The organism is Elioraea sp. (assembly GCF_051860475.1).
Classification (GTDB): domain Bacteria; phylum Pseudomonadota; class Alphaproteobacteria; order Acetobacterales; family Acetobacteraceae; genus Elioraea.
The window spans coordinates 1-13,603 of the sequence record NZ_JBHYDW010000123.1; the positions used below are offsets into that span (position 1 = coordinate 1).

The following is a 13,603-nucleotide window of genomic DNA, read 5'->3' on the forward strand; positions in this document are numbered from 1 at the left end:
TCACCACCCAGGAGACCATGGCGAATGCCGCGGTCGCGCGCGCCTGGCTGGCGGAGAAGCTGGGCGAGGCGCGGATCGGCGCGCATCTCGCCGCCCTCTCCACCAATCTGCGCGGCGGCGTGCGTGCAGGCGGTGCGCCGGCTGGCTCTGGGGCACCCGGATGTCGGCTTCACCGTGACGCTCGACGGGCGCGAGGCGCTCGCCGTGCCGCCATCGGATCGGTCCCGGCGCATCGCCGCGCGATCCCCGATCTCGCCGGGCATGCGGTCGAGGTCGCATCCGAGCGCGGAACCTCGGCGCTTGCCGGCGTGATCAGCCCGCCGAGCCTGACGCGCGCCACCGCCACCGAGCAGCACCCGTTGGTGAACGGACGCCCCGTCGCCGACCGACTGATTCCGAGCACCGACCATGCGCGCCCGGTCACGCCTGTTTCGCCGAGGCACCAGCGTGATCCGCGCTCGCCAAGGGTTCGAGTCGTGGCGAGCGGGTGGCGCATGCGGGGCTGGTGGGCGGGCGGCGCGGAGGGTGCCGGCGGTGGCGGTCGGGCCGGATGCGCAGGACGTCGCCCGGCCGGCGCCGCAGAATGACCTGCGGCGTGTCGCCCGCGATGGCCTCCTGGCTCAGACCGGGTCCCAGGAGAACACATCGCCGCTGCGTTCCAGCGCGTGGAAATGCGCACGCAGGGCGGGGATCGCGTGCTCGGCGATCGTCTCCGGCGTCCAGCCCGCGTCGCGATGCACCGTGCGCAGCGGCCGGCTCTGGCTGAACAGGATCAGCTCGTTCTGGCGCATGCCGAAGATCTGGCCCGTGACACCCTTCGCCGCATCCGAGGCGAGATAGACCGCCAGCGGTGCGATCGTATCCGGTGTCATCCGCTGCAGCTTCGCCACGCGCGCCTGCTGCTCGGGCGTGTCGGTCGGAATCGAGCCGATCATCCGGCTCCACGCGAACGGGCTGATGCAGTTCGAGCGCACGCCGAACCGTTCCATGTCGAGCGCGATCGACTTCGACAGCGCCGCGATGCCGAGCTTGGCGGCCGCGTAGTTCGCCTGGCCGACATTGCCGATCAGCCCCGAGGTCGAGGTCATGTGCACGTACGCGCCCGAGCCCTGCTCGCGGAAGATCGGCGCGGCGGCACGGGAGACGAAGAAGCTGCCGTTCAGGTGCACGCCGATCACCGCGAGCCAGTCCTCGATCGACATCTTGTGGAAGATCGCGTCGCGCAGGATGCCGGCGTTGTTCACCACGATGTCGAGCCGGCCGAACGCCTCGGTCGCGCGCGCGACGATGCGCTGTGCGCTGTCCCACTCCGCGACGCTGTCGGTGTTCAGCACCGCGCGTCCGTCTGCCTCCGTGATCGCCTTGAGCGTCTCCGCGCCCGGGCCCTCGTCGCTGCCGGTGCCGGCGACCGAGGCGCCGACATCGTTCACCACCACGGCGGCCCCCGCCTTGGCCATCGCGAGCGCGATGGCGCGGCCGATCCCACGTCCCGCGCCGGTGACGATCGCGACCTTGCCCGCCAGCATCATGCGCGGTTCCCTCCGTGCTCGTGTTCCACTCCCGGGTTGTAGGGCCCGGCGCAAGGGCAGGGAAGCCCGGGGCGGCTATTTGATCCCGGCGCGCATGAAGGACTGCACGAACTGGCGCTGGAACAGCAGGAAGCCGAGCAGCAGCGGCGCGGAGGTCATCAGCGTCGCGGCACTGATGATCGCCCAGTCGATGCCCTGATCCAGCGTCGCGAACACCGCGAGCCCGACGGTCAGCGGCCGAGTCTCGACCGAGTTGGTGATCACCAGCGGCCAGAGGAAGTTGTTCCAGTGGAACGAGACCGAGACGAGCCCGTAGGCAAGGTAGGTCGGCTTCGCGAGCGGCACATACACGCGCAGCAGGATCGCCATCGTGCCGCAGCCCTCGACGCGCGCGGCCTCCTCGAGTTCGAGCGGCACCTGCTTGAAGGTCTGGCGCAGCAGGAAGATTCCGAAGGCGGAGGCCATGTAGGGCAGGCCGATCGCGAGGATGGTATCGACCAGGCCGAGCGTGCTCATGGTGCGGTAGTTCTCGACCAGCAGCACGTCGGGCGTGATCATCAGCTGCACGAGCACGAGCGCGAACAGGATGCCCGAGCCTGGGAAGTCGGCGCGCGCGAACACGAAGGCCGCGAGGGTGCACAGCACGAACTGCGCAACCAGGATCATCGTCACCAGGATGAAGGTGTTGAGGAAGTAGCGCGCGAAGGGCGCCGAGACCCAGGCGGTCGCGAAGTTCTCGAACGTCAGCGGCGCGAGCAGGTCGAAGGTCGTCGCGTAGCCGGTCGGATGGATCGCCGCCCAGACGGCGTAGAGCAGCGGCGCGATCCAGACGATGCCGAACAGCCAGGCCGCCGCGGTCTCGATCCAGATCCAGACGTCGAATCGCGACGGGGCGGCGGCCTCGGTGCCTGCAGCGGCAGTCGCGATCGTGCTCATCGGTAGTGCACCCGGCGTTCGAGCACGAGGAACTGGAACGCCGCCGTCGCGCCCAGGATCGCGAGCAGGATCATCGTCAGCGCCGAGGCGGAGGCGGTGTCCCAGAACCGGAAGCCGAGTTCGTAGATGTAGGTCAGCAGCAGCGCGGTCGCGTTGTCCGGTCCGCCGCGCGTCATGACGATGATGTGGTCGACGAGGCGGAACGCGTTGATGACGGCGTTGACCAGGATGAACAGCGTGGTGGGGCCGAGCAGCGGCACGGTGACGCGCCAGAACACCCGCGCCCGCGAGGCTCCCTCGATCGCCGCGGCCTCGTAGAGCGAGGGCGGGATCGACTGGAGTGCGGCGAGGTAGAAGATCATGAAGAACCCGGCTTCCTTCCATACCGCGACCGCGATCATCGCGCCGAGCGCGGTCTCGCGCGAGCCGATCCAGTTGGTCGGGCCCCAGCCGAACAGCAGCGCAGTGACCTGGTCCAGAAGGCCGTAGTCGGGCGTGTAGAAGAACAGCCACAGATTCGCGACCGCGATCATCGGCAGCACGGTCGGGGTGAAGTAGGCCATGCGCAGCGCCGTCCGCCCGGCGATCCGGCTGTTCACCCAGAGCGCCATCGCAAGCGCGATCGCGATGGAGAGCGGAATGGTCGCGAGGGCGTAGATCGCGTTGTTCCACAGCGCCTGGAGGAACACCGGATCCTCGAACAGGTAGGCGTAGTTCTCGAACCCGACCCAGCGTGACGGGCGGCTGCCGCGCGGGGTGGAGAACAGCGAGTGCCAGAACGTCGCGACGGCCGGGTAGTGGGTGAAGCCGAACAGCAGCACGAGCGCCGGCGTCAGCATCAGCCAGGCGTGGATGGTGGTGCGTCGCGGCATCGTCTCGTGTGGCGGACATGGGGGCGCGGCCGGCGCCGCGCCCCGGGCCCTCAGCCGCGGCGGTACGGCCGGAGCACGCGGTCGGCTTCCGCTTGCGCGTCCGCCATCGCCTGCTGCGCCGACTTCGCGCCCGTCAGCAACGCCTGGAGGTTGTCGTTCAGCGCCTTGTAGACGCGCTGGTTCTCGTAGGTGGAGAGCTCGCCGGTCGCCACCGGCAGCTGCTCCTTCGCCACGAGCGCGGGCGGGAACTCGGCCGTGTAGCGCTTCAGCGCGTCCGTCTCCCACGCATCCGGACGCACCGCGAGATAGCCGGTCTTGATGCACCAGTCGGCGGCGAGTTCGGGCGAGGTGAGGAAGCGGGCGAAGCGCAGCACCGCCTCGCGTTCGGCAGGGTTGGCATTCTTGAAGATGTAGAGGTTGCCACCGCCGACGACGGTGCGAGGCGCCTCCTTGCCCGGCAGGCCGGCGACACCGAACTCGAAGCTCGCGTTGGTGCGGATGTTGGTCAGGTTGCCGGTGGTGGACCAGATCATCGCTGCCGAGCCCTGGAGAAAATTGGGCGCCAGGACGGCCCACTCAGTGACACCCTGCGGCGTGATCTGGTGCGTGAACGCCATGTCGCGCCAGAACGCGGCGGCCTCGACCGCGCGCGGATGGTTGAAGTACACCTCCGTGCCGGCCTCGTTCATCAGCTTGTGGCCGACTTGGTTTGTCAGCGCACCGAAGGTCCACTGTGCGGTGCCGTGGTTGGTGGCGAGCTGCACGCCCCAGCGTCCGCCCGCGCCCTCGCGGCGGGTGAGCTTCTTGCCCGCATCCACCAACGCCGCCCAGGTGCGCGGCGGCGCATCCGGGTTCAGGCCGGCCTCGCGGAACATCGCCTTGTTGTAGAAGTAGATCGAGGTCGAGCGCTGGAACGGCACCGACCAGGTCTTGCCCTCTGCCAGGCTGTTCGCCATGAAGGCCGGGAAGAAGCCGGAGAGCCAGGACTTCGTCTCGGCCGAGTTGTCGATGTCCTCGACCGAAGCGAGGATGTCCATGTCGCGCAGGGAATGAAGTTCGGCCGCGAGCAGCACCGAGAAGTGTGGGCCGGTGCCGCCGCGGATGGCCGTGACCGCCTTGGTCAGCGTCTCGCCGTAGAAGCCGGAATACACCGGCTTCACGGTGATGCCGCTCTGGCGCTGGAACGCCTCGCAGTAGCCGTCGATGATCCGCGGCACCGGACCGCCGATCGCGATCGGGTAGTAGAAGGTGAGCTCGCGCACCTGCTGCGCGCGCACCACCGCCGGAGCGGCAAGCGTGGCAGCAGCGGCGGCGAGCGCCGTGCGTCGGGTGAGAGTCATCGGGGGGCTCCGTCTGAACTCAGCGATAACGGCGGAGAATCCGCTCCGCCTCGGCCTGTGCGTCCGCCATGGCGGGGCCGGCCTGCTTGCGTCCGGTGAGCGCCGCCTGGAGGTTGTCGTTCAGCGCCTTGGTGACGCGCTGGTTCTCATGCGTGGAGAGTTCCGCGACCGCATGGGGCAGCTGGTCGCGCGCCACCGCGGCGGCGGGGAAGTCGGCCACATAGGCCTTCATCGCCTGCGTCTCCCACGCCGCCGGCGTGACCGCGACGTAGCCGGTGTCGATGCCCCATTGCGCGGCGAGCTCGGGCGCGGTGAGGAACTTTGCGAACCGCACCGCTGCCTCGCGCTGCGCCGCGCTCGCCCTCTTGAACACGTAGATGTTGCCGCCGCCCGTCGCGCTGCCGCGCCTCCGCCCGGCCGGCAGCATCGCCACCCCGAACGGGAAGGGCGCGTTGCGGCGGACGTTGGTCAGGTTGCCGGTGGTGGTCCACATCATCGCCACCTTGCGCTCGAAGAAGTCGCGCGGCGTGGTGCCCCACTCGACGATGCCGGGCGGATGCACCCGGTGCGTCATCGAGAGGTCCATCCAGTACTGCAACGCCTCGACCACCTTCGGATCGTCGTAGAACGTGCGGTTACCCTCCGCGTTCATCAGCCGCACGTCGTTCTGCGACGTCAGGCCCTGGAACAGCCAGTAGGGGAAGCCGGAGGAGGGGATTTGGATGCCCCACTGCGCGACCTGGTCGCCCTCGCGCTTGGTCAGGCGCTTGGCGAACTCCACCTGTTCGGTCCAGGTGGCAGGCGCGACCTCGGGATTGAGCCCCGCGTCGCGGAACATCTCCTTGTTCCAGTAGAGCACCTTGGTGGAGCGCTGGAACGGGATGCCCCAGGTCTTGCCACCCGTGCGGCTGTTCTCGAGAAAGGCGGGGTAGAAACCGTCGAGCCAGGCGCGATCGACACCGGGCAGATCGTCCCACGGCAGGATCGCGTCCTCGTCGATCAGGGTGAAGATGTCGACCGAGAGCAGGCAGGCCGTTTCGGGTGCGTCACCGCCGCGCGCGGCCGTCAGCGTCTTGGTCAGCGTGTCCTGGTAAGTGCCGGCGTAGATCGGGCGCACGCGGAAGCCGGGATTGGCGCGCTCGAAATCGGCGCAGTAGCCGTCGATGATGCGGGTGATCGGCCCACCGACGGCGATCGGGTAGTTGAACACGATCTCCACCGGTGCCTGCGCGCGCACGGCGGGCGCGGCGAGGGCAGGGGTGGCGGCGAGGGTCTGCAGCGCCCGGCGTCGGGTCAGGGTCATGTGGCGTCTCCGTTGTGGTGTCATGCCTCCACCGGGATGCGTCGGTGGATCGGTTCGGGCAGGCGACGTCCCGTGGTCGCATCGAACAGGTGCAGCGCGGGCGGCAGGCGCACGCGGAGCGCCGTGCCGGGCGCCACCGCGTGGTTGCCGGGAACGCGCGCCTGGATCGTTTCGCCGGCCTCGCCTACGGAGCACGAGAGGACGGTCTCGGCGCCGAGGAACTCTGCCGAAACGACCGTGACCGCGAGCCCAGGCCCGTCGGTCAGCGCGATCTCCTCCGGCCGCGCGCCAAGGATCGCGCCGGCGGCCTCGGCCGGCGCGACCACTGGCCCCGAGGTGCCCGCCACCACGGCGCCATCGGCGCCTGGTTCGAGCCGCAGCAGCGACATCGGCGGGGTGCCGATGAAGGCGGCGGCGAACAGCGAGGCGGGGCGCGCATAGAGTTCGGCGGGCGTCGCGTCCTGCTCAACCCGCCCGTCGTTCATCAGCACGACCTGGTCCGCCATGGACATCGCCTCGGCCTGGTCGTGCGTGACATAGATCATGGTCAGCCCGAGCCGCTGTTGCAGCGCGCGGATCTCGCGGCGCATCTCGGCGCGCAGCTTGGCGTCGAGGTTGGAGAGCGGTTCGTCCATCAGGCAGATCGGCGCCTCGGCGACCACCGCGCGGGCGAGCGCGACGCGCTGCTGCTGCCCGCCCGAGAGCTGGTTGGGTCGCCGGTGCAGGAGCTGCGAGAGCCCCAGCATGCCCGCGGCACGCGCGAGCCGCCCCTCGCGTTCCGCCCTGGGCGCTCCGCGCGCGCGCAGGCCGAACACGATGTTCTCGGCGACCGAGAGATGGGGAAAGAGGGCGTAGTTCTGGAACACCATCGCCACGCCGCGTTCCTTCGGCGGCAGGCCCGTGACGTCGCGCCCGCTCAGGAACACCCGGCCGGTGTGCTGTGTGTCAAGCCCCGCAACGATCCGCAGCAGGGTCGATTTGCCGCAGCCCGATGGGCCGAGCAGGACGACGAAGCGCGCGCCCTCGGTGCCCAGCGACACGCCCGACAGCGCCGCGGTCGCGCCGAAGCGCCGCGCCACGTCCTCGAGGCGGAGCGCTCCCCTCGACGTTGCCCCCGCAACCATGACGCTGACCCTAGCACAGGTCGCTCACGGTTGGGTGAAGGGCTCGTGACGATGCGGCGCAGCAATCGTCGCGCGGCGGTGTGTAACCGATGCTCGCGGGCGGGGAGATCGCGCATGGTGCCCAGGACTGGGGTTGAAGCGCCATGAATTCAGATTCCACCCTACAATCCATAGTATGCCTTTACGGCCCCCTTGATGAGTTCTGTGGCGGCCGCCTTGCCCATTCCCCATAGCTCTCCGGGCGTCTGCCTCGCTTTGTCAGCGATCCAGTCCTTTGTCCGCTTGCCAAGCGTTTCTGCTGTGCTGCCCGGCGTTTCCGCCTCAACGATCGTGGCAAGTTCCCTGGCGTCGCTTTCTGCCACCCCTCTCTCGGCAAGCGCCCGGATAAGACTCGCGGCGTCGCCCTTGACGACGTTGACGGTAAACGACCCCGATATCTCACTTCCGGAAATGAACGTTGCGTTTCCATAGACAGTCGTGTTGGTGATTTGCGTCACGGAGTCAGCGGCTTCCTTTCTGGGCGCATCGAGCCTTTGACCGACGGCGATCGTCGCCGCCTCTGGGACCTTCTTCTCCAACTCAATCGTAAGGTCGAGGACCTTTGCGCGCACAGCGGCTTGCACCCTAGTGAACGCCGTGAGGTCGAACAGGCCATTGAGCCGCACGAGCCTGTGGTGCTCCATAAGCTTGTCTTGCAGTTGTAGCTGTAGATCCCCGGCGTTGATTGCAAATTGGGCGTTTTTCTCGGATCGGATGATGATACTGTCGATTACGGAGATGCTTTCACGGATCTCGAATGTTTTCCAATGCGGAGATGCGTGCTTTGAGATCAAAGTACTAGGTACTGGAACATCGTTAAGTATTTGTCCGTATCCCTGAAACACGCCGCTGTATGCAATAGTTGTCTTTCGATAATCCGGCACAAGAACGTCCTTCGGATAACCCTCCGTTTCGTGCCGTACCCAATCCTCAAGTCTGTCGCTTCCAAGCCGACTGGCCAAGAATCGCAGTTTGAGCAGGGTTGGTCCGAGTGCGGAGCCCTCGGCTAGGAGAGCGGCCTGGATTTTGCTCAGCAGGCTCATGCATCTTCCTACGACTTAGGTCGTTGGCGGGCCCTACGGCAGAACGAGCGGTACTGCGATCGGGCCAGGCCAAACGTCCCTGCGGTTTCCCCTTGCGCATCGGCGCACTGAGCGGTTGGAGGAGATGCTGATTGAAGAAACCGTGGGTGGGAAGCGTCGCGCCGCAAACAGAATCAGAAAGTGGTGCCCAGGGCCGGAATCGAACCAGCGACACCGTGATTTTCAGTCACGTGCTCTACCAACTGAGCTACCTGGGCCCACGGCGCGAGGGCGGCGTCATAGCCGGATCGCTCGGGCCTGTCCACTCCGACCCCGGGTCGGGCGGCTCCTCGGTCTCGACCCGGTAGGCGCCGCTGAACCAGCGATGCAGGTCGACATCCGCGCAGCGGCGCGAGCAGAACGGGCGGAACTGCACCTCGGTCGGCTTGCCGCAGATCGGGCAGCGCGAGGCGCGGGCTTCAGCCATGGCCGGCATCCTCCACTCTCCAGCCGTGCGGCGCCAGCGCCGGATCGGGGACCAGGTCGGCTGCCCGCCCGAGCCGTACGGCGAGGAACGCGAGCGCGGCCGTCTCGTCGCGTGCCGCGTCGATCACCGCGGGTGCGGCGCGGAGCCGCGGCGGTCTGCCGGGCCGCGCCTCGGCCTCGCGCCACAGCGCGCGCAGCGCCGCGAGCGCCGTCGTCGTCGCTGAAGGAACCACGGCGCAGACCGGCGTGCCCAGCAACTCGGCGAGCGGGGGACGGATCCGCGGCCGCACCACCTCGAGCAGGCCCGCGCGCGAGAACCCAAGCACGCGCGGGGCAAGCGGATCGGCGGCGAACACCGCCTCGGCAGCCAGCCGCAGCGCCTCGCGCGCGCCGCGCCCCCCGGGCAGGCCGGCGAGGTCGATCGCGATCACGCCCGAGAGGTTGCGCAGCACCACCTGCCGCGCGATCCCGGCCAGGGCCGTGCGGTTCGCCGACTCTCGCCGCCGCCGCGCTGCCTCGCGCCCCGCGCCCCCGGAGAGATCGACGTCGATCGCCGTCAGCGCGGGCGTGATCGCGATGCGCAGCCTGACTCCCGGTGCGACCTCGACCTCCGGCTCGGCGAGCGCGGCGAGCTCCGTCTCGATCGCACCGTCGAGCAACGGCGCCGGCCCCCGGTGCACCGCGATCCGCTCCGCCACCGTCGGCACCGCCGCGCGCAGCGCCAGTGCGTGGTCCGCCTCATCGACGACGATCCGCGCTGGCGCTTCGCCCGCCATCAGCCACTGCGCCGCGAGCGGTGGGGCGGTGCGCAGCCGCGACGGAGCCACCCGCGGTGGCGACGCCTCACGCAGCGCAGGCTCGACCCGCGCGGTCACGCGCGGCCCCTTGCTGCCCATCGCCGCGCGCACGACGCGCACCATCATCGCCTGTCCTTCGCGCAGCAGCGTTCCGATCGGCCGCACCGCCGCACCCTCAAGGCGCTCCGGATCAGCCTCCTCGGCCGGGAGGAACGCCTGGACGCCGTCCGCCAGCGCGACGAACGCGCCGGCGAGCCCCGGGACCACCGAGACCACGCGCGCGCGATGCACCTCGCCGACGCGATCCGGATGACCCAGGCGTTCGAGTCCGAACGCGATCACCTGGTCGCCCGCCAGCCCGACCAGCCGGCGCTCGCCCGGGCCGCACGTGATCAGCAGCCGCTCGACGCGACCCATCGCGGGGGAAAGCCGAGCCCGGTCAGCAACGCCGCCGTCTCGGCGAGCGGCAGCCCGACCACGGCACTGTACGAGCCGGAAACGAACCGCACGAACGCGCCGGCCCGGCCCTGGATGGCGTAGCCGCCGGCCTTGCCGTGCCACTCGCCGGTCGCGAGATAGCCGGCGATCTCCGCCGGCGTCAGTCGCTTGAACGTCACGGTCGTGGTGACGAGGCGCTCGGCCCGCCGCCCATCCGGAGCGATCGCGCAAACGCCCGCGTGGACGCGATGGCGCCGGCCCGAGAGCAGCGCCAGGCACGCGCGAGCCTCGTCCTCGGTCTCGGCCTTCGGCAAGGCCCGCCGCCCGGCCGCGACCACCGAGTCCGCACCCAGCACCAGGGCCCCGGGATGCGCGACCGCCACCGCCTCGGCCTTCGCGCGCGCCAAACGTCGCGCCATCCGCGCGGGAAGCTCACGGCGAAGCGGGGTCTCGTCGATCTCCGCTGGCGCGATCACGTCGGGCACGATCCCGATCTGGTTGAGCAGGTCGCGCCGTCGCGGCGAGGAGGACGCAAGCACGAACAGGCCGCGCGCCTGCGCGGCAGAGGCCGGACTGGCCGTCACTTGAAGCGGAAGGTGATCCTGCCCTTCGTCAGGTCGTAGGGCGTCATTTCGACCTTCACCCGGTCACCCGCCAGCACGCGGATCCGGTTCTTGCGCATCTTGCCCGAGGTGTGGGCAAGAATGACGTGCTCGTTGTCGAGCTTCACGCGGAACATGGCGTTGGGCAGCAGCTCCGTCACCATGCCGTCGAACTCGATCATGTCCTCTTTCGGCATCAGACCTCTTTCCAAGGGGCATTCGACTGGGCCGGGAACATGATCCCCGGCAAAACAAGGGTCAAGGACAGCGAAGGGGGCCGCGCGCAGGTGGCGCCCTGGCCAGCGGTGCAGATCCAAACCCAAACCCAAACCCAAACCCTGCCCTCTGCCCGCAAGCTCCTCCTCGCCCACCTACATCCGCATCGACACCGACAGCGCGTGGGCCCCGAGCCCCTCCGCCTCCGCCAGACGGACCGCCGCTGGTCCGATCGCGGCGAGCGCCGCCGCGTCGGCCGCCACCCAGGTGGTGCGCTTGAGGAAGTCGAACACCGACAACCCAGAGGCGAAGCGGGCCGTACGGCTGGTCGGCAGCACATGGTTGGGACCAGCGACATAGTCGCCGATCGCCTCTGGCGCGTGATGCCCGAGGAAGACCGCTCCCGCGTGGCGGATGCGCGCGAACAGCCGCGCTGGCTCCGCAACCGCGAGCTCCAGATGCTCGGGTGCCAGCCGGTTCGCCAGCTCGGCCGCCTCGTCGAGATCGCGCACCACGATCACGGCGCCGTGCGCGCGCCACGACGCGCCGGCCACCGCCGTTCGCGGCAGTGTCGCCAGCGCGCGCTCGACCGCCACCGCCACCGCATCCGCCAGCGCCGCATCGGGCGTGACCAGCACCGCCTGCGCGGCCTCATCGTGCTCGGCCTGCGCGAGCAGATCGACCGCGACCCACTCCGGCCGCGCGGTCGCGTCCGCGATCACCAGCACCTCGGAGGGGCCGGCGATCGAATCGATGCCGACATGGCCGAACACCTGCCGCTTCGCCTCGGCCACATAGGCGTTTCCCGGACCGACAATGCGATCCACCGGCGCGATCGTCTCGGTGCCGTAGGCGAGCGCGGCGACCGCCTGCGCCCCGCCGATGCGGTAGATCTCGGCAACACCCGCGCGTTGTGCCGCCGCCAGCACCGCCGGGTTCAGCACACCATCCGGCGCGGGCACGCACATTGCGATGCGCGCCACGCCGGCGACGCGCGCCGGCATCGCGTTCATCAGCACCGAGGACGGGTAGGCCGCCTTGCCGCCCGGCACGTAGATGCCGACCGCATCGAGCGGCCCCCAGCGCATGCCGAGATGCACGCCGGCGTTGTCGCGCGTGGCGAGGTCGGCCGGCATCTGCGCGCGATGGAATGCTTCGATCCGCCGTGCCGCGAGATCGATCGCACCGCGCAGATCACCGGGGACTTCTGCGACCGCCGCCACGATCTCGTCCGGGCCGATCGCGAACTGATCGGGGGTCAGGTCCAGCCGGTCGAAGCGCGAGGTGTAGCGCGCGACCGCCGCATCGCCGTCGGCCCGCACCGCGGCAAGGATCGCCGCCACCACCTCGACCACCCCGGGCACCGCCTGCTCGCGGTCGGCCAGCAGCGCCGCGAAATCCGCCTCGAACCCGGGCTCGGCCGTGGCGAGCCGGCGCGGGCCGCTCATCCGGCCGCCACGGCGGCGCGGAACCGCGCCATCCAGGCGCCGATCTGTTCGGGCCGCGTCTTCAGCGCCGTGCGGTTGACGATCAGCCGCGACGAGACATCCGCCACGTGCTCGATCTCGACCAGCCCGTTCGCGCGCAGCGTCGAGCCCGTCTGGACCAGATCGAGGATCAGCCGCGACAGCCCGAGCGAGGGGGCGAGCTCCATCGCGCCGGAGAGCTCGATCACTTCCGCCTGCACCCCACGCGTGGCGAAGTGGCGGCGTGCGATGTTCGGATACTTGCTCGCGACCCGAACCTGGCTCCAGCGGGATGGGTCCTCGCTGATGCCATGCTCGTGCGGCGCCGCGATGGAGAGGCGGCAGCGCCCCAGCCGCAGGTCGAGCGGGGCGTAGAGCTCGGGGTAGTCGAACTCCATCAGCACGTCCGAGCCGACCACGCCGATCGCAGCCGCGCCGAACGCGACGAAGGTGGCGACATCGAACGGCCGCACGCGCACCACGTCGAGCCCGCGCGCGCTGGTCGGGAAGCGCAGCCGCCGGCTGTCCTCGTCGAGATAGTCGGGTGCGGGCTCGACGCCGGCGCGCTCGAGCAGCGGCGCGAGCTCCTTCAGGATCCGGCCCTTCGGCAGGGCCAGCACCAGCGGCGCATCGGGATCGCGCAGGCGGCGCGTCGCGTCGGCGGGGAGGGAGACGGTCACAACGATGGTGGTAGCATCGCCCCCGAGCTCAGCGCCACCCCGCGCCCGCGAGGCTGCTATCGCGACAGCCGCATGCCCGCTACGATCGTCTCCGCCAAGGCCCTGCCCAGGCAGGCATGCAGCCGGTCAGTCTCGCGCGGCCAGGCGACGCGCGGAGCGCGCTCCACATCCACCTGGCCAGTCTCGGCCCAGTGGCGCATCAGGTCGTAGCGGCGGAACAGCATGCCGTTCGGCGCCGCCACGGCCACGGCCTGCATCGCCTCGCGATACGGGCCGTAGTTCACCGCCGCGCGGCCGAAGCGGCTGAACTGCATGTCCATCAGCACCAGATCGGCCTTGGCCTCGCTCACCTTGACGAAGCCCGCGACCAAAGTGGAGGCGAACAGGTCGGGGTCGAGGCCGCGCACCGCGTCCACGGTGCCGGTCTGCCAGATCACCAGATCGGGCTCTACCTCTGGCAGAGTGCCGTCAAGCAGCGTGAGCAGGTCCCGCGCGGTCAGGCCCCGCCCGCCCCGTGCGGCGACATCGATTGCCACCCCGGGCAGCAGCACGCCCAGGTCCTCCCGCAGCCGGGCGGGATAGGCAGACTCCGGCCCGGAGGTGCCGCCCCCAGCGGTCGAGCCCGAGCCGATCACCAGCACGGCCAGGCGACGGTTGCGGTTGGCGGCGCGCGCCGCCTGGGGGAAGGTGTCGCCGGCAGCGGTGAGCTCGGGCGGTGCGGTGCAGCGCTCGGCCGTCGCCATCGCCGGCATC

At 69.9% G+C, this 13,603-nt stretch carries 15 protein-coding genes and 1 tRNA gene; 1 reads left to right on the forward strand and 15 read right to left on the reverse strand.

Annotated features, from left to right (window positions below; all coding sequences use genetic code 11):
* Nucleotides 1-17 precede the first annotated feature (17 nt).
* The gene (locus ACTIFU_RS18020; RefSeq protein WP_439579720.1) at nucleotides 18-587 is read left to right on the forward strand and encodes a hypothetical protein; all 570 of its coding nucleotides are present in this window, start codon (nucleotides 18-20) and stop codon (nucleotides 585-587) included.
* A gap of 33 nt (nucleotides 588-620) precedes the next feature.
* Here ACTIFU_RS18020 and ACTIFU_RS18025 read toward each other — a convergent pair whose 3' ends face one another.
* The 15 genes from ACTIFU_RS18025 to ACTIFU_RS18095 all read right to left on the reverse strand — a co-directional run.
* Nucleotides 621-1,529 (reverse strand): SDR family oxidoreductase, encoded by a 909-nt coding sequence (locus ACTIFU_RS18025; RefSeq protein WP_439579706.1) that lies wholly within the window; start codon nucleotides 1,527-1,529, stop codon nucleotides 621-623.
* Nucleotides 1,530-1,604: 75 nt separating this feature from the next.
* Nucleotides 1,605-2,465 (reverse strand): carbohydrate ABC transporter permease, encoded by an 861-nt coding sequence (locus tag ACTIFU_RS18030; RefSeq protein ID WP_439579707.1) that lies wholly within the window; start codon nucleotides 2,463-2,465, stop codon nucleotides 1,605-1,607.
* On the reverse strand, nucleotides 2,462-3,337 hold the full coding sequence (locus tag ACTIFU_RS18035; protein WP_439579708.1) for a carbohydrate ABC transporter permease: 876 nt from the start codon (nucleotides 3,335-3,337) through the stop codon (nucleotides 2,462-2,464). Before ACTIFU_RS18035 ends, ACTIFU_RS18030 begins: the two co-directional genes overlap by 4 nt.
* 50 nt (nucleotides 3,338-3,387) lie before the next feature.
* A complete protein-coding gene (locus tag ACTIFU_RS18040; protein WP_439579709.1) occupies nucleotides 3,388-4,677 on the reverse strand; it encodes an ABC transporter substrate-binding protein in 1,290 nt (429 codons plus the stop codon).
* 19 nt (nucleotides 4,678-4,696) lie between these two features.
* Nucleotides 4,697-5,980, reverse strand: a complete 1,284-nt coding sequence (locus ACTIFU_RS18045; protein ID WP_439579710.1) for an ABC transporter substrate-binding protein — start codon at nucleotides 5,978-5,980, stop codon at nucleotides 4,697-4,699.
* 20 nt (nucleotides 5,981-6,000) lie between these two features.
* On the reverse strand, nucleotides 6,001-7,059 hold the full coding sequence (locus ACTIFU_RS18050) for an ABC transporter ATP-binding protein (protein WP_439579711.1): 1,059 nt from the start codon (nucleotides 7,057-7,059) through the stop codon (nucleotides 6,001-6,003).
* 206 nt (nucleotides 7,060-7,265) lie between these two features.
* Nucleotides 7,266-8,186, reverse strand: a complete 921-nt coding sequence (locus tag ACTIFU_RS18055) for a hypothetical protein (protein WP_439579712.1) — start codon at nucleotides 8,184-8,186, stop codon at nucleotides 7,266-7,268.
* Between the two features lie 181 nt (nucleotides 8,187-8,367).
* A tRNA-Phe gene (locus ACTIFU_RS18060) sits at nucleotides 8,368-8,443 on the reverse strand.
* Nucleotides 8,434-8,652 (reverse strand): DNA gyrase inhibitor YacG, encoded by a 219-nt coding sequence (locus ACTIFU_RS18065; RefSeq protein ID WP_439579713.1) that lies wholly within the window; start codon nucleotides 8,650-8,652, stop codon nucleotides 8,434-8,436. Before ACTIFU_RS18065 ends, ACTIFU_RS18060 begins: the two co-directional genes overlap by 10 nt.
* Nucleotides 8,645-9,865, reverse strand: a complete 1,221-nt coding sequence (locus ACTIFU_RS18070; protein WP_439579714.1) for a ribonuclease E/G — start codon at nucleotides 9,863-9,865, stop codon at nucleotides 8,645-8,647. The genes ACTIFU_RS18065 and ACTIFU_RS18070 overlap by 8 nt, the downstream gene beginning before the upstream one ends.
* A complete protein-coding gene (locus ACTIFU_RS18075) occupies nucleotides 9,841-10,470 on the reverse strand; it encodes a Maf family protein (protein ID WP_439579715.1) in 630 nt (209 codons plus the stop codon). The genes ACTIFU_RS18070 and ACTIFU_RS18075 overlap by 25 nt, the downstream gene beginning before the upstream one ends.
* Nucleotides 10,467-10,685 (reverse strand): translation initiation factor IF-1, encoded by a 219-nt coding sequence (infA, locus tag ACTIFU_RS18080; protein WP_439579716.1) that lies wholly within the window; start codon nucleotides 10,683-10,685, stop codon nucleotides 10,467-10,469. Before infA ends, ACTIFU_RS18075 begins: the two co-directional genes overlap by 4 nt.
* 174 nt (nucleotides 10,686-10,859) lie before the next feature.
* Nucleotides 10,860-12,152 carry a histidinol dehydrogenase gene (hisD, locus tag ACTIFU_RS18085; RefSeq protein WP_439579717.1) on the reverse strand — a complete coding sequence of 431 codons (1,293 nt, stop codon included), beginning with the start codon at nucleotides 12,150-12,152 and terminating at the stop codon, nucleotides 10,860-10,862.
* The gene (gene hisG / locus ACTIFU_RS18090; protein WP_439579718.1) at nucleotides 12,149-12,850 is read right to left on the reverse strand and encodes an ATP phosphoribosyltransferase; all 702 of its coding nucleotides are present in this window, start codon (nucleotides 12,848-12,850) and stop codon (nucleotides 12,149-12,151) included. The genes hisD and hisG overlap by 4 nt, the downstream gene beginning before the upstream one ends.
* Before the next feature lie 56 nt (nucleotides 12,851-12,906).
* On the reverse strand, nucleotides 12,907-13,603 hold a 697-nt coding region (locus ACTIFU_RS18095; protein WP_439579719.1), incomplete at its 5' end, for a hypothetical protein.